A 22,105-nucleotide genomic window follows, 5' to 3' on the forward strand; every position below is an offset into this window, starting at 1 on the left:
GACCACGACCGCGCAGGTGCCCCACGCGCCGATCCCGCCGGTTCAGATCCCGCCCCCGGTCGTGCACCCCGCCCCGGTGCAGCCGGTCCACGCGCCGACTGCCGCGCCGCACACCGTGCCGACCGCCCAGATGCCGCCGCTCACCCCCCAGCCGAACACCGACCACAAGGTCGGCTGAGCCGCCGCCATCGTGGAGGGGTGCGCGCGGCCAGGCCGGCCGCCCCGTCCGCATCGAGCACCTCCAGGCCGGCGCAGGACCGCCCGCGGGCCCCGCCTCTCAACCGGAACCTGCGCGGCGCCGACTGGCGCCGGCGCCGCGGCGTGCTAGACAGCCCGCGCGGGGCGCCCGCCCGAGAGTCGCGCCGCGCGAGTAGCAGGGCCGTCACGCCATGTTCGATATGAGTTGGGGCGAGGTGATGCTGATCGGCGGCGTCGCGCTCGTCGTCATCGGCCCCAAGGACCTGCCCAGGGCCCTGCGCACCGTGGGCCAGGTCACCGGTCGCCTCAAGCGCATGGCCGGCGAGTTCCAGAGCCAGTTCAGCGAGGCGATGCGCGAGGCCGAGCTCGACGACGTCCGCCGCGAGGTCGAGGGCATCAACCGCAGCGTGACCTCGGCGACGGCGACCGGCTTCAACCCGGTCCAGACCATCCGCAACGAGATCAAGGGCGCGGTGGACGGTACGGCGGCCACCAAGCCGACGACCCAGGCGCTGCCCGGCTCCGATCCGCTCGTCGCCTCGGCCGACCCCTACGCCGCGACGATCCCCGATCCGGCACCCGTCGATCCGGCCGCGCCGCCGGCCTACCAGCCGCCCGAGCCCGCCGCCGAGAAGCCGACCCACGAGGCGCTGGCCGCCGCCACCGCGCATCTCAAGGCCGAGGCCGCCCGCGCGGCGCCGGAAGCCGCCGGTTCCCACACGGCGGAGCCGTCCACGTCCCCCGATACCGCCAGCACGGGCCGCAGCGCATGATGACCGAGGCCGACGAAGCCGAGATCGAGGCCTCGCGTGCACCCCTGATCGAGCACCTGATCGAGCTGCGCTCGCGGCTGATCAAGTCGATGCTCGCCTTCGGGGTGATGTTCTTTATCTGCTTCTTCTTCGCCCAGCACATCTACAACGTGCTAGTCTATCCCTATGTCAGCGTGGTCGGGGCCGACAAGGCGCGGCTGATCGCGACCCATTTCCTCGAGCAGGTCTTCACCAACATCAAGCTGAGCGTGTTCGGCGCCGGCTTCCTGTCCTTCCCGGTGGTCGCGACCCAGCTCTACGCCTTCGTGGCGCCGGGCCTCTACCGCAACGAGCGCCGGGCCTTCCTGCCCTACCTGATCGCCACGCCGATCTTCTTCCTCCTCGGCGCCCTCGTCGTCTACTTCCTGGCGATGCCGCTGCTGATCAAGTTCTCGGTCAGCCTGCAGCAGATCGGACAGCCCGGCGAGGCCACGATCGAGCTTCTGCCCAAGGTGGACGAGTATCTCTCGCTCATCATGACGCTGATCTTCGCCTTCGGCATCGCGTTCCAGCTGCCGGTGATCCTGACCCTGCTGGGCCAGGTCGGCCTCATCGACTCGAAGTTCCTGAAGGAGCGGCGGCGCTACGCGATCGTGCTGGTCTTCGTCGCCGCCGCGGTGCTGACCCCGCCCGACGTGATCAGCCAGCTCTCCCTCGCGGTCCCGATGCTGCTCCTCTACGAGGCATCGATCGTCTCGGTCCGCGCGATGGAGAAGCGGCGCGAGCGCGAACGGGCGGCCGAGGAGGCGGCGGGGGGCTGAGCCCTCCCGCCCGGTCTCCGAGCCGCCCCCGGGGGCCGCGCGAGCGGCGCCCGGGTTGATCCCCTCAGTCGAGTCGCCGACCCAGCCGCCCGGCGAGATCCTGGATGTACTGGAACGCCGTGCGGCCCGAGCGCGCGCCGCGGGTGGTCGACCATTCGAGCGCCTCGGCCCGCAGCTGCTCGGGCGCGACCGTCAGGCCGTAGCGGGCGACATAGGCGTCGATCATCGCCAGGTACTCGTCCTGGCTGCACTTGTGGAAGCCGAGCCAGAGGCCGAAGCGGTCGGACAGCGAGACCTTCTCCTCCACCGCCTCGCCCGGGTTGATCGCGGTGGCGCGCTCGTTCTCCATCATGTCGCGGGCGAGCAGGTGGCGCCGGTTCGACGTGGCGTAGAAGATCACGTTGTCGGGCCGGCCCTCGATGCCGCCGTCGAGCGCGGCCTTGAGCGACTTGTACGACGTGTCGTCCCCGTCGAACGACAGGTCGTCGCAGAACACCACGAAGCGGTGCGGGTCCGGGCGCAGCCATCCCATCAGGGCGGGCAGGCCCTCGATGTCCTCGCGGTGGATCTCGACGAGCTTGAGCGGTCGCTCGGGCCCCCGCGCGTTGATCTCGGCATGGACCGCCTTGACCAGCGACGACTTGCCCATGCCGCGGGCGCCCCAGAGCAGGGCGTTGTTGGCCGGCAGCCCGCGGGCGAAGCGCTCGGTGTTGTCGAACAGGGTGTCGCGCATCCGGTCGATGCCGCGAAGAAGGCCCATCTCGACCCGGTTGACCCGCGGTACCGGCTGCAGCCGCCCCTCGGGCTGCCACACGAAGGCGTCGGCCGCCGCGAAGTCGGGGGCGGGGATCGCCGGCGGGGCGGCGCGCTCCAGGGCCGCGGCGATGCGCAGCAGCACGGGCATGAGGTCCGAGACGGGGGAGGGGGTCTGGTCGGTCATCGCGGGGATGCAGGCTCCTTGCGCAGGGGCGGACGTGCGGGTGGCGCCTCTTAATCCCAAGGCACCACGGACGAAAACCCGGTCGGATCGGACGGGGACGCACCCCACCCCGCAATTGCTTTCGGGTCGTCGGTGGCTATAGTCCGCGCGCTTTTGCAAGGCCGGCGGAGACCCGCCCGGCCCGTTTTCGTCTTGTTTCGGGAGACCTCGAGAGTGATCACGCCCGCCTTCGCGCAGGGAGCCGGGGCGACCGGCGGCACGGACATCCTCGTGCAGGTCGTCCCCTTCATCCTGATCTTCGTGATCATGTACTTCCTGATCCTGCGCCCGCAGCAGCGCCGCGCCAAGGACCACCAGGACATGGTCAAGAACGTGCGCCGCGGCGACACGGTGGTGACCACCGGCGGCATCGTCGGCCGGGTCGCCAAGGTGACCGAGGCCCCTGAGATCGAGGTCGAGATCGCCCCGAACGTCCAGGTCAAGGTCGTCCGCACCATGATCGCCGAAGTCCGGGCCAAGGGCGAGCCGGTCAAGGCCGCCTGAGCCCGCGCTGACGCTGGGAGAGGCCCGGACAAAAAGGCGCCGGGCCGCCCTATCTGACCTTCATTCGAGACCGGTTGGGACGCCGCGGATGCTCCGTATCTCCACCACGAAAGCCGTCGCGACGCTCGCCGTGATCCTGGTCGGCCTGATGCTCGCCGTGCCGAGCTTCTTCACGGCCGATCAGCGCAACGGGTTCATCAAGTCGCTGCCGTCCTGGTTCCCGACCTGGATCGTGCCGACCCGCGCCATCGTGCTCGGCCTCGACCTCCAGGGCGGCTCGCAGATCGTGCTGGAGGTCGACCGCAACGACCTCGGCCGCACGATGGCGCAAGGGCTGCGCGACGACGTGCGCCAGGCCCTGCGCGAGGCCGGCGTCCAGAATTACGGCGGCATCCAGCTCCAGCCCCGCGGCGTGCAGCTGCGCATCGCCGACGAGGCCGCCCGCGCCAAGGCTCTGCCGAAGCTCCAGGCCCTGTCGCAGCCCGTCACCGACGCCACCCTCGGCCAGACCGGCGCCCGCACCCTCGACGTGCGCGAGGAGCCGAACGGCCTGATCCAGCTCACCTACACCGATGCCGGCTTCAACGCCCGGGTGCGGCGGGCGGTCTCCCAGGCGATCGAGGTCATCCGCCGCCGCGTCGATCTCGGCGGCACCACCGAGCCGTCGATCCAGCAGCAGGGCGCCGACCGCATCCTGGTCCAGGTGCCGGGCCTCCAGGATCCCGCCCGCCTCGAAGAGCAGCTCGGCAAGACCGCCAAGCTCGAGTTCCGCATGCTCGCCGACAGCCCGGCCGGCGACGTCGACATGCTGCCCTCCAAGGACGCCAACGGCCAGAAGGTGCCGGTGGAGCGCCGCGTCATGGCGGACGGCGCCGACCTGACCGACGCCCAGCCGGGCTTCGACCAGAAGTCGAACGAGCCGATCGTCAACTTCAAGTTCAACCTGCGCGGCGCCCAGAAGTTCGGCCAGGCGACGAGCGAGAATGTCGGCCGCGCGATGGCGATCGTCCTCGACAACGAGGTCGTGTCGGCCCCCCGCATCCTGCAGCCGATCACCGGCGGCCAGGGCCAGATCTCCGGCCGGTTCACGGTGCAGCAGGCCAACGACCTCTCGGTGCTGCTGCGGGCCGGCGCCCTGCCGGCCAAGCTCACCGTGATCGAGCGCCGGACCGTCGGCCCGGGTCTCGGCCGCGACTCGATCGAGGCCGGCAAGCACGCCACCATCGTGGCGACGATCCTCGTCGTGGTGCTGATGTTCGCCGCCTACGGGGTGTTCGGCCTCTTCGCCAACATCGCGCTGCTGGTCCATGTGGGCCTGATCCTGGGCCTGATGTCGGTCCTGGAAGCCACCATGACCCTGCCGGGCATCGCCGGCATCGTGCTCACCATCGGCACCGCGGTCGATTCGAACGTGCTGATCTACGAGCGCGTACGCGAGGAGGTGCGGGCCGGCCGCTCGATCCCCTCGGCGCTGCAGGCCGGCTTCGACCGCGCCTTCGCGACCATCGTGGATTCCAACTCCACCATGGCGATCGCCGCGGTGATCCTGTTCTTCATGGGCTCGGGGCCGGTGCGCGGCTTCGCGGTGGTGTTCATCCTCGGCATCCTGACCACGGTCATCACCGCCGTGACCCTGACCCGGATGATGATCGCCCTGTGGTACCAGCGCCTGCGGCCCAAGGTTCTCCCGATATGAAGACCCTGCCGATCTGATTTTTTTGCAGACGGGCGGCGACGAGCCGCCCGTCTCATGCGCTGCGCTCCGAGCGGGGCGCGCCGACACACCCCTTTCGAGACCGACGATGCGCCTCCTCCGCCTCTGGCCCGACGAATCCCACTTCGACTTCATGCGCCTGCGGCGCTTCAGCTTCCCGCTCTCGGCCTTCATCTCGGTCGCCACGGTGGTGCTGTTCCTGCAGGTCGGGCTCAATTTCGGCATCGACTTCAAGGGCGGCACGCTGGTCGAGTTGCGGCCCAAGGCCGGCGTCACCGCCGATGTCGGCGCGGTGCGCCACACCGCCAACGATTTCGGCTTCGGCGAGACCGAGGTGCAGGAGCTCGGCCAGGGCTCGATCTCGGTGCGCTTCCCGCTCCAGGCCGGCGGCGAGACCGGCCAGACCCTGGTGATGCAGAAGGCGCATGCCGCCTTCGACAAGGACTACGCCTTCGACCGGGTCGAGACCGTCGGTCCCCGCGTCTCGGGTGAGCTGGTCCAGTCGGGCACGATCGGCGTCGTCCTGTCGGTCGTGGCGGTGCTGCTGTACCTGTGGTTCCGGTTCGAGCGCGAGCTGGCGCTCGGCGCCATCGTCGGCACCCTGCACGACATCGTCATCACGGTCGGGTTGTTCGTCATCACCCGGATCGAGTTCAACATGACGTCGATCGCCGCGATCCTGACGATCGTCGGCTACTCGTTGAACGAGACGGTGGTGGTGTTCGACCGCACCCGCGAGCTGATGCGGCGCTACAAGACCATGCCGACCGAGGAGCTACTCAACCTCTCGATCAACTCCACCATGTCGCGCACCGTGATGACCGCTTTGTCGACCGCCCTGTCGCTGCTGGCGCTGGTTCTGTTCGGCGGCGAGGCGATCAAGGGCTTCTCGGTCGTGATGCTGGCCGGCGTGGTGATCTGCACCTACTCGGCGATCTTCGTCTCGACCCCGTTCCTCATCTATATCGGGCTCCAGGCCGGCGGCACCCGCTCGCAGGCGCGGGATCCTTCCAGCCTGAAGCAGGCGGCCGAGTAGTGGCCGGCGGGGGAGCCTCCGGGTCCGGGCGGCTGCATGACGGCTTCGTCCCGGGCCGCTACCCGATCGACACCTATGGCGGCGGCGGCTTCCGCTTCGCCGACATGTCGCATCGCGGCTCGATCCTGGCGCTGCCCTCGGGCGTGCGCGCTTGGGACGTGACCGACCCGGCCGGGATCACGCCGGAGAGCCTCGCGCCCCTCCTGGCCGAAGCCGGAGAAGCGAACCTCCTGTTGCTCGGCACCGGATCCGAGATCGTGTTCGTGCCCGATTCCCTGCGCCGGCACCTGAAGCAGGCCGGGATCGGCCTCGACGTGATGCAGACCGGCGCGGCGGCGCGGACCTACAACATCCTGATGGCCGAGAACCGCAAGGTCGCGGCCGCCCTGATCGCGGTACCCTGAGATCATCATGAGCGAGGCCGAGCCCCGGGATCCGGCCTGGGCCTACGCCCATTGCGAGACCCTGGTCCGCGAGGGCGATCCCGACCGCTGGTACGCCAGCCTCTACGCCCCGGCCGAGAAGCGCCCGCATCTCCACGCGCTCGCCGCCTTCAGCCTGGAGGTGGCGCGGGTGCGGGAGGCCGTGTCGAGCCCCATGCCGGGCGAGCTGCGCCTGCAATGGTGGCGCGACGCGCTCCAGGGCGAGGCGCGGGGCGACGTGCGGGCCCATCCGGTCGCTGCCGCCCTCGACGACACGCTGGTCAAGGCGCGCCTGCCGCGCCAGCCCCTCGTCGATCTCGTCGATGCCCGGGTCTTCGATCTCTACGACGATCCGATGCCCTCGACGAACGACCTCGAGGGCTATTGCGGCGAAACCGCCTCCTGCCTGATCCGCCTCGGCAGCCTGATCCTGGCGGACGGCACGGAGCCCGGGGGCGCCGCCGCGGCCGGACATGCCGGCGTCGCCTACGCGGTGACCGGGCTGTTGCGGGCGCTGCCCTGGCACGCCCGCAGCGGCCAGGTCTACCTGCCGGCCGATGTGCTGAAGGCGCACGGCGTCACCCGCGAGGACATCGTGGCGGGCCGGGGCGGCCCGGGGCTCGCCGGCGCCTGCGCCGACCTGCGGGCGCTGGCCCGCCGGCACCTCGCCGCCTACGCGGCCGAGCGGGCGACGCTCGCCGCCGTCGCGGCTCCCGCCTTCCTGCCGGTCGCGATGGTCGAGACCTACCTCAAGGCGATGGAGCGGCCGGGCTACGACCCGCTCGCGACCGTGATCGACGTGCCGAACTGGCGCCGGATCTGGCGGCTGTGGCGGGCGGCGCGATCCGTGCGATAGCGCCCGCGGCAGTTTCTGTCCCTCGTCATGGATTGTCCCACCCCCGACCTCATCCTGAGGTGCGAGTGAAACGAGCCTCGAAGGAGAGCTCCAGAACTCTCTGCGTTGTCTGGAGCCCTCCTTCGAGGCCTCCGCTTCGCTCCGGCACCTCGGGATGAGGTTGCGAGTGACACGGGATCCGCGGAGGAAATCTTTCGAATTCCTCCGCGGCTCATTGCCTACTCCGCTGCCTCGGCCGGCAATGGGGCCGGCGCCTCGCCGAGCCATTCGCCGAGGGCGGCCCTGGCCCGGTCGGTCATCGCCCGCTTCTTGGCCTGGGCCTTCTCGGGGCCGCGCAGGCGCTTGCCGTCCGGCGCCTTCGGGGCCCGGTCGAGGGGCGGGAAGAGGCCGAAATTCACGTTCATCGGCTGGAACGACCGCGGCTTGCCGGGCTCCTCGGCGGAGAGGCCGTCGTCGGAGACATGCCCGCCGGTGATGTGGCCGATGAGCGCCCCGAGCGCCGTGGTGACCGGCAGGGGCTCCAGCGCCCGGCCCTGGCGCTCGGCGGCGGCGAAGCGGCCGGCCATCAGGCCGATCGCCGCGCTCTCGACATAGCCCTCGCAGCCGGTGATCTGGCCGGCGAAGCGCAGGCGCGGCTCGGCCTTGAGCCGCAGGGTCGCGTCGAGGAGGCGCGGGCTGTCGAGATAGGTGTTGCGGTGCAGGCCGCCGAGACGCGCGAACTCGGCATTCTCCAGGCCGGGAATCGTGCGGAAGATCCGCACCTGCTCGGCGTGCCGCAGCTTCGTCTGGAAGCCGACCATGTTGTAGAGCGTGCCCAGCGCGTTGTCCTGGCGCAGCTGGACGATGGCGTAGGCCTTGACCGTCGGGTTGTGCGGGTTGGTCAGGCCGAAAGGCTTCATCGGCCCGTGGCGCAGGGTCTCGGGACCGCGCTCGGCCATCACCTCGATCGGCAGGCAGCCGTCGAAATACGGGGTCGAGGCCTCCCATTCCTTGAACGAGGTCTTCTCGCCCTCGACCAGCGCCTGGATGAAGGCGGCGTATTGCTCGCGGTCGAGGGGGCAATTGATGTAGTCGGCGCCGGTGCCGCCCGGGCCCGCCTTGTCGTAGCGGGACTGGAACCAGGCCTTGCCCATGTCGATCGAGTCGCGGTGCACGATCGGCGCGATGGCGTCGAAGAAGGCGAGCGACTCGGCGCCGGTCAGCCCGCGGATGCCTTCGGCGAGGCCGGCGCCGGTGAGCGGGCCGGTCGCCACGATCACGCTGTCCCAGGAGGCCGGCGGCAGCCCGTCGACCTCCTCGCGGGCGATGGCGACGTTCGGATGCGCCTCCAGCGCCGCGGTGACCGCGCGGCTGAAGCCCTCGCGGTCGACGGCGAGCGCCCCGCCGGCCGGTACCTGGTGGGCATCGCCGCAGCGCATGATCAGCGAGCCGAGGCGGCGCATCTCCTGGTGCAGCAGCCCGACGGCGTTGAGCGCCGCGTCGTCGGAGCGGAAGGAGTTGGAGCAGACGAGCTCGGCGAGGCCGTCGGTCTGGTGGGCCTCGGTGCCGCGCACGGGCCGCATCTCGTGCAGCACCACGGACAGGCCGGCCTCGGCGATCTGCCAGGCGGCTTCCGAGCCGGCGAGGCCGCCGCCGACGACGTGAATGGGATGGGATCCGGACATGACGCGGCATATCGGATCGGGTGCCGGGGATGCAACACCGCCGGAGCGCGGCGGATGGCGGGGCCCGGACAAGCGAACGCCCGCCGGAGAGGGCGGGCGCGCGAGACGATGGGTGGCCGATTGGCCTTCGATCGACTTGGGGTACTCGGTACGCGACTTGGATACGCTACGCGGGCGCTTACGCGACCGAGCGGGCGATGCCCTGGATCTCGAAGCGGCTGATGCCGAGATCGTCGAGCTCGCGGTCGGACAGACGCGACAGCTCGTGAACGGTCTCGCGGTAGCGGAGGTAAGCGCGGATCTTGCTGAGGATGAGGGAGACGAACATCGGTTTTGACCTCTGAGCAGGCACCCGGTGCGAACCGTTTCGGCACTGGCCGCCTGCTTCTGTTGCAACGCACCATATGGGAGTTGGCTGCCGTGGTGTGAGACGGGACTGCGTAAGCCAGCCATGCACAATTCACATGCAGCGCGCAGGGAATCGTCAAGAAACCGCGCTGCCCTCCGATTTGGCAGCACTCTGGCGCATGAAGCGCAATTCCCACGGGGATTTAGGCACTATGCTGCAGGGCCCCGAGGGAACGGGCTGACGCTGGGACCGGGGTGCCGCGGGACCGTACGGACGCGCGATCGAGGCAGTCGCTGGCGACATGGTGTGCAGTGCAATGTCGGCCCGTCGCAGTGCCGATGTTTTGGGCATTCCGTGACCCGAGCCGCGCGGCCCCGGCTCCTCATCGGGTCGCTCGCTCGGCGGTCGCGACGCGCGCCGACGGGTCGGTCGGCCGGTACAGGAGCGCCGGCGAGCCGGCGAGACGATCGAGGAGGCGATAGCCGAGATCGGAGCCGCGCACCGCGAGCAGGATCGCGAGGCCGGCGACGAGATGGCCCGCCGCGACGTCCATCACGTAGTGACCTCCGCAGCCGACGGTGGCGATGGACATGATCCCGTCAAGGACGATGGCGGGCAGGCGCAGGGACGGGAAGACCCAGAACGACCATGCCGACAGGACCGCCGAGGCGGCATGGAAGCTCGGGAACGAGATGATCCCGAGTTCGGGCCGGCCCGAGAGATCGCGCAACGCCCCCGACCGCAGCGCGTCGTAGGCCGCGACGTCCGTCGCGCCGTGGGGCCATGACGGGGTGCCGCGCCAGGCCGGATCGAGGAAGGCGACGATGCCGCGCGTCGGCGCCGCGATGCTCAGGATCGACGTGAGGAAGATCGCGATGGCGAAGGCGGCGAGATAGCGGTCGAGCGCGCGATACCGACCGGATGCGGCGTAGAGGCCGATCACCACGACCATCTGCGGGATCATGCAGCGATAGGACACGTCCAGGACGGCCCGGATCCCCGGATTGGCATCGAGCCACCGCATCCAGGCGACGTGATCGAAGCCGAGCGCCAGGTCGATTCCCCTGACCGTGTCGTCCACGAGCGGCAGCGCGAAGGCCTGCGCCTGCCACGGGAAGACGAGGGTGAAGTCGAGGATCGCCACCACGGCGACGCAGGTCTGCAGCGGTCCCGTCAGTCGATCCCGCATCCGCGATCCCGACGGCAGGCACAAGGCGAAGCACAGGCCGGCCAGGACCGCGAGCAACCACAGATCGGTCCTCCGTATCGTGAATCCGAACAAGATTGTCATGCCTTGCATCACGATGCTGCACAGGCAAAGCAAAGCAAGCAGGAACGGAGAAAGCGACGCGGTGGACGCGGTGACGGGGGATTTCGATGCCATATCGCGGCGACCTGCAAGATAGGAAGCCCATCAGGCTTTGGGCCGATTAATTTGAGATGAAAATCATTTCGGCAGATATGCGATTGTCTTAAGCTACGACATATATAACTAGATCGATGACAGAAATTTATAGTGATCTTCTCGGCGTGAATTGCTCTAACAATATTGAGCGAAGTCGATCGATGCCGCCATCAAGACGAAACAGTTCGCTATTTTTTCGATCGCTCGATCGGGCGGCCGCGCCGGCTTCGGTGGAGCGCGCGGGAAGGCGAACGGCGCCGGCGCGATTCCGCGGCCGCCGACATCAATCGGGGAGAAAGCCGCCGGCGGACCATCGTGCCGCTCCAGGCTCCGCTTGGAGGCCGGCCGCGCGCGGCGCCGGAAGACCGGCCCGGAGGCCCGAGCCGGCGCCGCCGTGCCTCAGTGCAGCCGCGGCGTGACCAGGAAGGTCGAACGGTCGGCCGAGACCACCGGGATGCTGAGGGTCCGGCCGTCGCGATGCACGGTCAGGGGCACGGTGATGCCGGCCGGCCCCAGCGCCCAGACCGCGCGCAGGAAGCTCGCGAGGTCGGTGACGTCCGACTGCCCCACCGCCATCAGGATGTCGCCGGCCCGCAGGTCGGCGATCTCGGCCGGGGCGCGGGGGGAGAGGCCCATCACCACGACCTGATCGTCGATCTCGGTGGCGTAGAGGCCGAGCCAGGGCCGGGGCGGGCCCGAGACCCGACCCAGCGTCGTCAGGTCGGCCAGGATCGGCTTCAGCAGGTCGATCGGCACCGACATGTTGATCGGCCGGCCGTCGCGCCCGCTCTGTTGCAGCTGGAGCGAGCCGATGCCGGTCAGTTCGCCCGCCGGGCCGATCAGCGCCGCCCCGCCCCAATGCGGATGGGCGGGCGAGGTGAAGATCGCGTCGTCGAGGAGATATTCCCAGTAGCCGGCGAATTCCTGGACGGCGACCACCTCGGCGGCCACGGACCGGGAGCGGCCGCCCGCCCCGGCCATCACCAGCTTGTCGCCGATGCGCAGCGAGGCGGCGCTGCCGATCGGCAGGTGCGGCAGGTCGAGGGAACCCAGGGCCTGCACCAGGCCGAGCCCGGTGGCGGCGTCGTAGCCGACGACGTGGCCGGGCAGGGTGCGGCCGTCATGGGCGGTGAGCCAGATGGTCTCGGCTTCGGTGATGAGGTAGCCGATGGTCAGCACCAAACCGTCCTCGCCGATGACGACGCCGTTGCCGGCCCGCTCGGTCCCGAGAATCTCGGCCGTGTAGGCGCCGTCCGGCACCCGCGAGGACAGGGCGACGATCGCCGTCAGGGTCTGGTCGAGGTCGTACGAATAGGCCGCCGGGCGGGGCTGCACCGCGGAGGGGATCTTCCAGTCGCCGGGCGCCGCCATCATGGTCTCCTGCCGGGGCTCGGCGCCCCGCGCGTCCTGTCGTAGTGCGTCTCGGACCGGACGGTCCCGCCCGCACGGTTCCGTTATAGGTCGCAGGGCCCGGCCCGACAGGCGCCCGCAACGCAGAACGCCCGGCTCGGGAAGAGCCGGGCGCCGGACGAGCCTCGCACCGGCGAGGCCCACGGATCGATCGTCTCGATCGGTCGGTTTTCGATCAGTACTTGCGGATGAGCGGGACCGGAGCCGGCTCGGGCGCCGCCGCCACGGTGTAGAGCGGGGCGACGACGCGGAACCAGCCCTCGGTCGAGTAGGCCTCGCGGTTGGTCGCGAGACCGGTGACCGGCGAGATCTGGCGGGCCGAGGTGGCGACGTCGCGGGCGACCCAGGCCTGGACCGAGAACTTGCCGAAATCGTAGCCGACGAGGCCGCCCAGCGCGAAGCGGCCGCCGCCGCCGCCCACCACCGTGCCGCAGCTGGCGAAGTTGCCGGCGCAGGGCGCGCCGAAGGCCAGCGGGCCGCGGTTCGGCAGGTTGGCGGTGCCGTAGCCGATGGCGCCGATCTCGAACTTGCCGAACTTCTTGGTCGCGGTGAGGTCGAGGTTGAGGGCGTCGGTCGGGAACTGGCTGCCGTAGAAGCCCGGGATCCCGTTGCGGCCGCTGAAGCGGGCCGGCGTGTCGTAGAAGTTGTAGGTCAGGTTGGCGGTGACGTTCCAGCCGTCGCCGGTGTAGCTGATGGCGAAGCCCTGACGATAGGTGTTCGAGGCCAGGATCGGCAGGCCGCCGCCGCGGCCGGCATTCAGCTCGTTGAGGTACACGCCGGCGAGGTAGCTGACGCCGATGTTGTTCCCGAGATCCCAGGCGAAGATGCCGCCGACGAAGGTGCCGACGTTGATGCTGGTGTCACGGCCGCCCGGCGCGCGGGAGAAGGTGAACACGGTCGGCGGCGCGACGGCCAGCTCGACGCGGGCGCCCAGAACCTTCCACGGGGTCGACCAGACCAGGACCGGGATGTTGACCGCGGTGTCGGTCGAGGTGAGGTTCGGGCCGTCCGGGCTGCGATAGGTGAACGTGTTGATCGCGTAGACGCCCTCGGGCAGCGGCGCGCCGATCGCCAGGCCGACCTGCTCGCCGGGCACCGTCGTCGTCTGCGCGTAGGATGCCGTCGCCGACATGCTGAGGGACAGGGCAGCCGCCCCCGCGGCGAGCCAATGCTTGATCATGAGATTTCCTTCCCAACCGCTCGCGAAGCAGGGCCCGCCGCTCATGCGTCGACATCGTGCGCTATACTTTGCGCACTTGCATCGACACCTCGCTTCGTACGGCCCCCGCCGGGTTGCGCAGTCTGAACGGGATAATCTTCCAACAGCCACGCTCGGAGCGCCAGCCCTTTGCTCACCCGCGACGCAGCGGCTGCGCAGGCGTTGCGCAAATGACGCATTTCCGACACATGCCGGGACGGCTGCATTGCGCCGTTACAGAGGCGCATTCCAGATCGAAAACACCCGCTTGGTGCAGTGCACAGGCCGTTTCGCGACCTCCGAAGCATCGCTTCGCGGGTGTTTTTCGTCTCTTTGCCTTACTCGGCGGCCTGCTTGCCGGGGGTCTTCTTACCGGAAGTCGTCTTGCCGGGCGGGCGCTTGCCGGCCGCAGCCTTCTCGGTCGTCGGCTTCCGTGCGGGCAAGGCCGGGCGCCGGGCCAGAACCTCGCGCAGGAAGCGCCCGGTATGGCTCGCCGCCGATTCGGCGATCTCTTCCGGCGTTCCTTCCGCCACGATGACCCCGCCGCCGTCGCCACCCTCGGGGCCCATGTCGATCACCCAGTCGGCGGTCTTGATGACCTCGAGGTTGTGCTCGATCACCACGACGCTGTTGCCCTGGTCGACCAGCTCGTGGAGCACCTCCATCAGCTTGGCGACGTCGTGGAAGTGCAGGCCGGTGGTCGGCTCGTCGAGGATGTAGAGGGTGCGGCCGGTGGCGCGCTTCGACAGCTCCTTCGACAGCTTCACCCGTTGCGCCTCGCCGCCCGAGAGCGTGGTCGCCTGCTGGCCGACCCGGACATAGCCGAGGCCGACCCGGGCCAGGGTCTCGAGTTTTTCGCGGATCGCCGGCACGGCCTTGAACAGCTCGGCCGCCTCCTCCACCGTCATGTCGAGCACGTCGGCGATCGAGCGCTCCCGGTACTTCACCTCCAGGGTCTCGCGGTCGTAGCGCTTGCCCTTGCAGACGTCGCAGGTGACGTAGACGTCCGGCAGGAAGTGCATCTCGATCTTGATGACGCCGTCGCCCGAGCAGGCCTCGCAGCGGCCGCCCTTGACGTTGAACGAGAACCGGCCGGGCTGGTAGCCGCGGGCCTTGGCCTCGGGCAGGCCGGCGAACCAGTCGCGGATCGGCGTGAAGGCGCCGATATAGGTGGCGGGGTTCGAGCGCGGGGTCCGGCCGATCGGCGACTGGTCGATGTCGATGACCTTGTCGAGATGCTCCAGCCCCTCGATCCGGTCGTGCGGCGCCGGATGCTCCAGGGCGCCGTTGAGCTTGCGGGCCACCGCCTTGTAGAGCGTGTCGACGACGAGCGTCGACTTGCCGCCGCCCGAGACCCCGGTGATGCAGGTGAAGGTGCCGAGGGGGATCTCGGCGGTCACGTTCTTCAGGTTGTTGCCGCGTGCGCCGACGAGGCGCAGCATCTGCGGCGCCGGCGTCTCGCCCTTGGCGGCCGCGGGCGTCGTCTTCGCCTTGCGCCGCATCTTCGGCACCCGCACGGAGAGGGCGCCGGTCAGGTATTTCGCCGTCAGCGAGTTCGGGTCGGCCAGCAGCTCGGGCGGCGTCCCCTGCGCCACGATCCGCCCGCCATGGATGCCGGCGCCAGGGCCGACATCGACGACGTAATCGGCCTGGAGGATCGCGTCCTCGTCGTGCTCGACCACGATGACCGAGTTGCCGAGATCGCGCAGGCGCTTGAGCGTGCCGAGCAGCCGCTCGTTGTCGCGCTGGTGCAGGCCGATGGAGGGTTCGTCGAGGACGTAGAGGACGCCGGTCAGGCCCGATCCGATCTGCGAGGCGAGCCGGATGCGCTGGCTCTCGCCGCCCGACAGCGAGCCCGAGCCGCGGGCGAGCGTGAGGTATTCGAGGCCGACATCGACCAGGAAGGTCAGCCGGTCGCGGATCTCCTTCAGGATCCGGGCCGCGATCTCGTTCTGCTTGGGCGTCAGGTGCTCGGGCAATTCGCCGAACCAGCGATGGGCGTCCCGCACCGACAGCACCGTGGCGTCGCCGATGTCGAAGCCGGCGATCTTGACGGCCAGGGCCTCGGGCTTCAGGCGCTTGCCGCCGCAGGCCGAGCACGGCGTCTCGGCCATGAACCGGCCGATGTCTTCCCGGGCGGTGTCGCTGTCGGTCTCCTTGTAGCGCCGCTCCAGGTTCGGGATCACGCCCTCGAACGGCTTCGAGACCTCGTAGGCGCGCAAGCCGTCATTGTAGGCGAAGCGGATCTCGTCGCCGTCCGAACCGTAGAGCACCACCTGGCGGGCCGCCTCGGTGAGCTTGGCCCATGGCATGTCGGTGCGGAAGCGGTAGTGCTGCGCCAGGGCTTCCAGGGTCTGGCCGTAATAGGGCGAGGTCGACTTCGCCCAGGGTGCGACGGCGCCGCGCGACAGGCTCAAGGCCTCGTCGGAGATGACCAGCGTCGGGTCGATCCGCATCTCGTGGCCGATGCCGCCGCAGGTCGGGCAGGCGCCGAAGGGATTGTTGAAGGAAAAAAGCCGGGGCTCGATCTCGGGAATCGTGAAGCCGGAGACCGGGCAGGCGAAGCGCGACGAGAAGGTGATCGGCTCGGGCGCCTCGCCCTCCTCGGGGGTATCGGCGAAGGTCACCACCGCGATGCCGTCGGCGAGCTCCAATGCGGTCTCGAACGAATCGGCCAGCCGCGAGGCCATGTCGGCCCGCACCACGATCCGGTCGACCACCACGTCGATGTCGTGCTTGAGCTTCTTGTCGAGCTTCGGCACGTCGTCGATGGCGTAGTACTCGCCGTCGATGCGCAGGCGCTGGAAGCCCTTCTTCTGGAACTCGGCGATCTCCTTGCGGTACTCGCCCTTGCGGCCGCGCACCACCGGCGCCAGCAGGTAGAGCCGGGTCTTCTCGGGAAGCGCCAGCACCCGGTCGACCATCTGGCTGACGGTCTGGCTCTCGATCGGCAGGCCGGTGGCCGGGGAGTACGGGATGCCGACCCGCGCCCAGAGCAGGCGCATGTAGTCGTAGATTTCCGTGACGGTGCCGACCGTCGAGCGCGGATTCTTCGAGGTGGTCTTCTGCTCGATCGAGATCGCCGGCGACAGCCCGTCGATCTGGTCGACGTCGGGCTTCGACATCATCTCGAGGAACTGGCGCGCATAGGCCGAGAGCGATTCGACGTAGCGGCGCTGCCCCTCGGCATAGATGGTATCGAAGGCGAGCGACGACTTGCCCGAGCCCGACAGGCCTGTGAACACCACCAGCTTGTCGCGGGGGATCGTCAGGTCGACGTTCTTGAGGTTGTGCTCGCGGGCGCCCCTCACCGAGATCACGCGGGTCTCCGCGGAACGGTCGAAGAGCTTGTCGAGAGAGGCCATGCGGGAAGGCTCCGGGCCGCCAGCGACGGAGCGCGGCCAGGCTTGATGGGACCGGGGACCGGCCGGGAGCCCGCGGGGACGAGAACCCTGTCGACCGTGATGGTGACCAGATGGGGCCGCCCAGACGGATAACCAGATGGGGCTCCCGGGGCGGGGCGCCGGGCAAGTCTTCGTTGACGAATAGAACAAACTGCGTACAGCGGCAACCGCCGCGATCTCACAGGCTGAGCGGCGCGTTGTCGACCACCTCCTTCATGACGAAGAAGGTCCGGGTCTGGCGCACGCCCGGCAGGGCGATCAGGGTCTCGCTGTGCAGCCGGTTGAAGTCGGCCATGTCGGAGACGCGGATCTTGAGGAAGTAGTCGAAGTCGCCGGCGACGAGGTGGCAGTCGAGCACCGTCGGCATGGCGAGCGCCGCCGCCTCGAAGGCGGAAAAGCTCTCGGGCGTCGAGCGGTCGAGCACCACCCCGACGAGGACCAGGGAGCCGCGCCCGACCTTCTCCGGCGCCACCACGGCGCGGACCCCCCGGAGATACCCTTCGTCGAACAGGCGCTGGGTGCGGCGGTGGCAGGTCGCCGGGCTGGTGTTGACGCGCTTGGCGAGCTCGGCATTGCCGATGCGGCCATCCTCTTGCAGCAGACGGAGAATTTTCAGATCGATGCGGTCGAGGCCACCGGTCATGAAAGATCCTTCCGTCTGACGGCTCCTGTGTGATCGGATCTAGCACATGAGATCGGGTCTTGCCTCGTTTCGTTGCATCGACACGGGCAAGTTCGAGAGCACCTTTCACGGGATCGCGGTTAGGATCAGAGCGGCTTCCACACAGGACCCCGGCGATGATTCCTTCGATGCTGTCGCAGTTCGAGCGCTACCCCCTGACCTTCGGGCCGACCCCGATCGAGCACCTGCCGCGCCTGACCGCGCATCTGGGCGGCGACGTGCAGATCTACGCCAAGCGCGACGACTGCAATTCGGGTCTCGCCTATGGCGGCAACAAGCTGCGCAAGCTCGAATACATCGTGCCGGACGCGATCGCCTCGGGCGCCGACACCCTGGTGTCGATCGGCGGCGTGCAGTCGAACCACACCCGCATGGTGGCGGCGGTGGCGGCCAAGATCGGCATGAAGTGCCGGGTGATCCAGGAAGCCTGGGTGCCGCACGAGGATGCGGTCTACGACCGGGTCGGCAACATCATGCTGACGCGGATCATGGGTGCCGAGTCGCAGCTCGTGGACGAGGGCTTCGATATCGGCATCCGCGACAGCTGGAAGCAGGCGATCGAGGACGTGAAGGCCAAGGGCGGCAAGCCCTACGCGATTCCCGCCGGCGCCTCGGTGCACAAGTTCGGTGGGCTCGGCTATGTCGGCTTCGCCGAGGAGGTACGCCGCCAGGAGGCCGAGATGGGCCTCCACTTCGACTACGTCGTCGTCTGCACCGTCACCGGCTCGACCCATGCCGGCATGCTGGTCGGCTTCTCGGCCGACGGCCGCGCCCGCAACGTCATCGGCATCGACGCCTCCTGCACCCCGGCCCAGACCAAGGCGCAGGTGCTGGAGATCGCCCGCAACACCGCGGCCCTCGTCGGGGCCGGCGAGATCGTCGCCGACGACGTGGTGCTGAAGGAAGACTACGCCTACCCGGTCTACGGCGTGCCCTCGAAGGAGACCGTCGAGGCGATCCGCCTCGCCGCCCGGCTCGAGGCGATGATCACCGACCCGGTCTACGAGGGCAAGTCGATGCAGGGCATGATCGACCTCGTGCAGAAGGGCTTCTTCCCGAAGGGCTCGAAGGTGCTCTACGCCCATCTCGGCGGTGCGCCGGCACTCAACGGCTACAGCTACACGTTCCGCAACGGGTGAGGGGGTCGGGGTTCGTTCGACACGTCACCGGTCGTTTCGCAGGCCCCGGATCGTCCCTCCTCGATATCATCCCGGGCTCGACGGCGAGAGCCCGGGATTCGGACCGGCGGATGCCTCAGGACGGGGCGCACCGCCTGCCGCATCGTTCTCCCCGATCGGAGTCTTCGCGATTCCGCCTCCGCCGCTCAGCCTGGGATAGGCCCGGAGAACGACGTCTCGTCGCGGAACGCAGCGCGACCATCGCGAGATCATTCTCCGCTGGGGCCGGCATCGATTCGCTCGAGAAAACTCAAAACACCCGGAGATCCAGCGCAGAATCCGGCTGCAACGCGATCGGGCGCTGTCCTACCGGTCGTCCGCCAAATCATCTCGCGCTCGCTCCGTTGCCAGCGCCGGCGCGCCGAACCACTGCGCCCGCATCGCCTCGCGCAGGAGCGCGCCGACCGCCGGGGCGTGCGGCCGGCCGCGGACGGTGACGAGGGCGACCTCCCGCCAGAAGTCCGGCTCGACCAGCGGCCGGGCGACCACGCCGGGATGCGTGACGCAGGAGCGCGGCATGAATCCGAACCCGAGCCCGGACGCGATCATCGCCAGGATCCAGTCGTCGCGCTCGCTCCGGTAGATCGTCTCGCAATCGGTGCACCCCTGCGCCTCCCAGACCGGGCCGACGGTGCCGCGGAACTCGCAGTTGAGGCGGTGGACGTAGTGCTGGCCGTTGAGGTCGCGGGGGCGGACCGCGTCGAGGGCGGCGAGCGGGTGGGCGGCTGCCACCGCGATCACCATCGGCTCGCGAAACAGGGGGAGGTGGTGCAGGCGGGCATCGGGCTCGCGGCCCGGCAGGCAGTAGAGTGCCACTTCCAGGCTGCCCGCCAGCAGGCGCTCTTCCAGCGCGCTCGCGCTCGCATCGACGATGTCGAGTTCGAGGTCCGGGTGCCGCGCCCGCAGGCCCCCGATCAGCCCGATCAGGGCGTCGGGCTGGATCGTGCACATCACCCCCAGCGTCAGGCGGGTGCGGCGCTGGCGGCCGAAGGCGCGGGCCTCGGCCTGCGCCGCCTGCGCCTTGGCGTAGACCTCCTCGAGGTAGGGCCGCACGGTGCGGCCGAGCTCGGAGAGCCGCGTGCCGGTGCGCTCGCGGTGAAACAGCGCCCCGCCCAGTTCCGCTTCCAGGAAGTGGATTGCCCGGGTGAGGGAGGGCTGGGTGACGTGGCAGGCCTGGGCCGCGCGGGTGAAGTTGTGCTCCTCGCACAGGGCGAGGAAATAGCGGATCTGGTGCATTTCCATGGTCGCCCTCCGCCGCGAGCCTCCAGTCCGGGAGCCCCGGCACCGCGGGGACGGATGAGGCTAACACCGCGGGGGCGGAGCGGAAACGCGGCCGTGACGGGCCGGTGCGGGTCCGCGCGTCAGCACCACGGGCACGAGCGCCAGGCCGGGGGATCGGAGGGCCGGGACGGCTCGAACGGACGGGCCGTCGCGCGGGGGGCCCGGATCGGTGCCGCGCGCAGGCCGAGGTCGTCGTAGCCGGTGTAGCGCGGCGGCGCGGGCATCGTGGTGACGATGGCGGCCTCACGGCTTTCCGGGTGCAGGAGCGACTGCGTCCAGGCCTGGGCGGAGGTCGAGAAGGCGGCGAGCACGGCGCCGGCGAGGAGAAGGTGGCGCATCGGAGGATGTCCCTTCGCGGGAGGGGGCGGGATGCCCCCGGTCGAGGAGGATCATCGTCCCGGCGGTCCCCCGCGGGCCAATGCCGTTCGCCTATCGTGGCGATGCCGTCCGGCTCTCGCGGCGGTTGACGCGGGGCGGCGACCGGCGCCTAACGCCGTGTCCTCATGCCCCGCGAAGGAGCCCGCCATGAGCCTCGAATCGCGTCTTGAATCGAGCCGCCTCGTCTACGTGCTGAACGGCCCGAACCTGAACCTGCTCGGCAAGCGCCAGCCGCACATCTACGGCAGCGAGACGCTGGCCGACGTCGAGGCGTCGTGCCGGGCGCTCGCGACCGAGCTCGGGCTCGAGATCCGCTTCCACCAGTCGAACCGCGAATACGAGATCATCGACTGGATCCACGAGGCGCGCGAGACCGCCAGCGGCCTCGTCATCAACCCGGCCGCCTTCACCCACACCTCGGTGGCGATCCTCGACGCGCTGAACGCCTTCGACGCGCCGGTGATCGAGGTCCACATCTCGAACGTGCACAAGCGCGAGGCCTTCCGCCACCATTCCTACGTCTCGCTGCGGGCCGACGGGGTGATCGCGGGTCTCGGCACGCAGGGCTACGGGCTGGCCCTGCGCCGGCTCGCCCAGCTCATCGCCGCGAAGGCGTGAGCGATGGGCCGGGCCGGAACGGAGGTCGGGCCGCATACCGGTATCCGGCGGCCCGATCTGGTACCGGGGCACCATTGCCCGGACCGCGGCGGCCGGTATGACCGCGCTCCCCTGAAACAGACGGGATTTCCCGCATGAGCAGCATCCGCAAACCGACCCTCCTAAGCAGATTTCGCCGAAGTGGACACCGGTTCGGCGGCAAAAATCTGCGACAAGACAAGAGCCTAAGCGGGCGAAGCGTTGGCCTGCCAACGCAAGTCTGCTTAGGCGCCGTCCTGGGTCTTGCCCTCGCCGCTGCGGGCCCGGCCCTCGCCGACGACACGCCGACGACGGCGGGTGCCGTCGACCGACTGAAGGGGTTGGCGAACGAGGCGGTCGGCAGCGCCAAGCGCGGCGTCGGCAACCTGACCGAGGACGAGGCGCTGAAGGCCGAGGGGCGCGAGCAGAAGCTCCGGGGCCAGGCGCAGCAGGAGCGCGGCAAGGCCAAGGACACCATCGAGAACGCGCTCGACAAGTAGGGTCCGCACATACCCGGAGAGCTCCGGACGGCATCGGGGACGATGCTCCCGCGTCGCCCCCGAGACTCCTCGACCGCTGCCTGCTGGGGTCAGTTGGTCGAGAACCGGTAGTTCAGGCCGGCCCGCACCACACCGAAATCCGTCTTGGGCCGGCCCAGCCCGTAATAGGCCGTGGTGGCGGTGTCGTAGACGAGGCCGCCGCTGCCACCATTGCGGTCGAGGCTGACGTAGAGCGCCTCGATCCGGGCGCTCAGCCGCTCGGTGATGGCGTATTCGACGCCGCCGCCGGCGGTCCAGCCGGTGCGGAAGGTGCTCGGCAGCGTACCGGTATAATACGAGGCGGTGGACGGCGTGCTGCCCCCACCATAGGCGAAGCCGCCGGTGCCGTAGACGAGGAAGCGGTCGAAGGCGTAGCCGATCCGGCCGCGCACCGTGCCGAACCAGTCGAGGCTCGGACCGATATCGGTGAAGGTCGTCGTGCCGACGAGCCCGCTGCGGGGCCGCCCGAAGGTGGTGCCCTGGATGTCGGCCTCGGCGCCGATGACGAAGCCGGAGCCCGGCGTGAACTGGTAATTGTAGCCGATCTGGCCGCCGCCGACGAAGGCGGCGTCGCGGCTGCCGGGCGTCACCGTGCCGTAGGTCGCGTCCGTGAAGGTGCCGCCCCCTCCGCCGAAGCCGGCGCCGGCATTCACGCCGGCATAGAACCCGGTCCAGGTGAAGACCGGGACGGGGGTGAAG

At 69.6% G+C, this 22,105-nt stretch carries 21 protein-coding genes; 10 read left to right on the plus strand and 11 right to left on the minus strand.

The window, feature by feature from the left end:
* Positions 1 to 389: 389 nt before the first annotated feature.
* Positions 390 to 971, plus strand: a complete 582-nt coding sequence (gene tatB, locus QR78_RS00495; RefSeq protein ID WP_048425520.1) for a Sec-independent protein translocase protein TatB — start codon at positions 390 to 392, stop codon at positions 969 to 971.
* The gene (tatC, locus tag QR78_RS00500; RefSeq protein WP_048425521.1) at positions 968 to 1,771 is read left to right on the plus strand and encodes a twin-arginine translocase subunit TatC; all 804 of its coding nucleotides are present in this window, start codon (positions 968 to 970) and stop codon (positions 1,769 to 1,771) included. The genes tatB and tatC overlap by 4 nt, the downstream gene beginning before the upstream one ends.
* 64 nt (positions 1,772 to 1,835) lie before the next feature.
* Here the strand turns inward: tatC and QR78_RS00505 are convergent, their stop codons facing one another.
* On the minus strand, positions 1,836 to 2,711 hold the full coding sequence (locus tag QR78_RS00505) for an ATP-binding protein (RefSeq protein ID WP_048425522.1): 876 nt from the start codon (positions 2,709 to 2,711) through the stop codon (positions 1,836 to 1,838).
* Between the two features lie 213 nt (positions 2,712 to 2,924).
* Between QR78_RS00505 and yajC the strand changes: the two genes are divergently transcribed.
* The 5 genes from yajC to QR78_RS00530 all read left to right on the plus strand — a co-directional run bounded on the left by yajC (position 2,925) and on the right by QR78_RS00530 (position 7,282).
* A complete protein-coding gene (yajC, locus tag QR78_RS00510) occupies positions 2,925 to 3,254 on the plus strand; it encodes a preprotein translocase subunit YajC (protein ID WP_048425523.1) in 330 nt (109 codons plus the stop codon).
* 88 nt (positions 3,255 to 3,342) lie between these two features.
* Positions 3,343 to 4,950, plus strand: a complete 1,608-nt coding sequence (secD, locus tag QR78_RS00515) for a protein translocase subunit SecD (RefSeq protein WP_048425524.1) — start codon at positions 3,343 to 3,345, stop codon at positions 4,948 to 4,950.
* A 106-nt stretch (positions 4,951 to 5,056) separates the two neighbouring features.
* On the plus strand, positions 5,057 to 6,004 hold the full coding sequence (gene secF / locus QR78_RS00520; RefSeq protein ID WP_048425525.1) for a protein translocase subunit SecF: 948 nt from the start codon (positions 5,057 to 5,059) through the stop codon (positions 6,002 to 6,004).
* Positions 6,004 to 6,408 (plus strand): Mth938-like domain-containing protein, encoded by a 405-nt coding sequence (locus tag QR78_RS00525; protein WP_048425526.1) that lies wholly within the window; start codon positions 6,004 to 6,006, stop codon positions 6,406 to 6,408. The genes secF and QR78_RS00525 overlap by 1 nt, the downstream gene beginning before the upstream one ends.
* Before the next feature lie 7 nt (positions 6,409 to 6,415).
* Complete coding sequence (locus tag QR78_RS00530; RefSeq protein WP_048425527.1) at positions 6,416 to 7,282, plus strand: phytoene/squalene synthase family protein; 867 nt, start codon at positions 6,416 to 6,418, stop codon at positions 7,280 to 7,282.
* Between the two features lie 218 nt (positions 7,283 to 7,500).
* On the opposite strand, the gene trmFO is transcribed toward QR78_RS00530, so the two are convergent.
* The 7 genes from trmFO to QR78_RS00560 all read right to left on the minus strand — a co-directional run bounded on the left by trmFO (position 7,501) and on the right by QR78_RS00560 (position 17,355).
* Positions 7,501 to 8,946 carry a methylenetetrahydrofolate--tRNA-(uracil(54)-C(5))-methyltransferase (FADH(2)-oxidizing) TrmFO gene (gene trmFO / locus QR78_RS00535; protein WP_048425528.1) on the minus strand — a complete coding sequence of 482 codons (1,446 nt, stop codon included), beginning with the start codon at positions 8,944 to 8,946 and terminating at the stop codon, positions 7,501 to 7,503.
* Between the two features lie 178 nt (positions 8,947 to 9,124).
* Complete coding sequence (locus QR78_RS32255) at positions 9,125 to 9,274, minus strand: DUF1127 domain-containing protein (protein WP_082172100.1); 150 nt, start codon at positions 9,272 to 9,274, stop codon at positions 9,125 to 9,127.
* 403 nt (positions 9,275 to 9,677) lie between these two features.
* Positions 9,678 to 10,541 carry a phosphatase PAP2 family protein gene (locus QR78_RS00540; RefSeq protein WP_048425529.1) on the minus strand — a complete coding sequence of 288 codons (864 nt, stop codon included), beginning with the start codon at positions 10,539 to 10,541 and terminating at the stop codon, positions 9,678 to 9,680.
* 558 nt (positions 10,542 to 11,099) lie between these two features.
* Positions 11,100 to 12,071: a S1C family serine protease gene (locus QR78_RS00545; protein WP_048425530.1), complete on the minus strand. Its 972-nt coding sequence runs from the start codon at positions 12,069 to 12,071 to the stop codon at positions 11,100 to 11,102.
* 214 nt (positions 12,072 to 12,285) lie between these two features.
* Positions 12,286 to 13,290, minus strand: a complete 1,005-nt coding sequence (locus QR78_RS00550; RefSeq protein ID WP_048425531.1) for a transporter family protein — start codon at positions 13,288 to 13,290, stop codon at positions 12,286 to 12,288.
* A gap of 356 nt (positions 13,291 to 13,646) precedes the next feature.
* Positions 13,647 to 16,673, minus strand: coding sequence for an excinuclease ABC subunit UvrA (uvrA, locus tag QR78_RS00555; protein ID WP_048425532.1), 3,027 nt, complete (start codon positions 16,671 to 16,673; stop codon positions 13,647 to 13,649).
* 217 nt (positions 16,674 to 16,890) lie between these two features.
* Positions 16,891 to 17,355 carry an Lrp/AsnC family transcriptional regulator gene (locus QR78_RS00560; RefSeq protein ID WP_048425533.1) on the minus strand — a complete coding sequence of 155 codons (465 nt, stop codon included), beginning with the start codon at positions 17,353 to 17,355 and terminating at the stop codon, positions 16,891 to 16,893.
* Between the two features lie 167 nt (positions 17,356 to 17,522).
* Between QR78_RS00560 and QR78_RS00565 the strand changes: the two genes are divergently transcribed.
* Positions 17,523 to 18,533, plus strand: a complete 1,011-nt coding sequence (locus tag QR78_RS00565; protein WP_048425539.1) for a 1-aminocyclopropane-1-carboxylate deaminase — start codon at positions 17,523 to 17,525, stop codon at positions 18,531 to 18,533.
* Between the two features lie 345 nt (positions 18,534 to 18,878).
* Here QR78_RS00565 and QR78_RS00570 read toward each other — a convergent pair whose 3' ends face one another.
* Entirely contained in the window at positions 18,879 to 19,814 is a 936-nt protein-coding gene (locus QR78_RS00570) for a LysR family transcriptional regulator (RefSeq protein WP_048425534.1), read from the minus strand.
* 119 nt (positions 19,815 to 19,933) lie between these two features.
* The gene (locus QR78_RS00575) at positions 19,934 to 20,191 is read right to left on the minus strand and encodes a hypothetical protein (protein ID WP_048425535.1); all 258 of its coding nucleotides are present in this window, start codon (positions 20,189 to 20,191) and stop codon (positions 19,934 to 19,936) included.
* Between the two features lie 187 nt (positions 20,192 to 20,378).
* Between QR78_RS00575 and aroQ the strand changes: the two genes are divergently transcribed.
* Positions 20,379 to 20,849 carry a type II 3-dehydroquinate dehydratase gene (aroQ, locus tag QR78_RS00580; protein ID WP_048425536.1) on the plus strand — a complete coding sequence of 157 codons (471 nt, stop codon included), beginning with the start codon at positions 20,379 to 20,381 and terminating at the stop codon, positions 20,847 to 20,849.
* A gap of 134 nt (positions 20,850 to 20,983) precedes the next feature.
* A complete protein-coding gene (locus QR78_RS36575; RefSeq protein WP_048425537.1) occupies positions 20,984 to 21,367 on the plus strand; it encodes a CsbD family protein in 384 nt (127 codons plus the stop codon).
* 89 nt (positions 21,368 to 21,456) lie between these two features.
* On the opposite strand, the gene QR78_RS00590 is transcribed toward QR78_RS36575, so the two are convergent.
* Positions 21,457 to 22,105, minus strand: a 649-nt coding sequence (locus QR78_RS00590) for an outer membrane protein (RefSeq protein WP_048425538.1), incomplete at its 5' end; no start/stop codon positions are given.

The organism is Methylobacterium indicum, from assembly GCF_001043895.1.
Classification (GTDB): domain Bacteria; phylum Pseudomonadota; class Alphaproteobacteria; order Rhizobiales; family Beijerinckiaceae; genus Methylobacterium; species Methylobacterium indicum.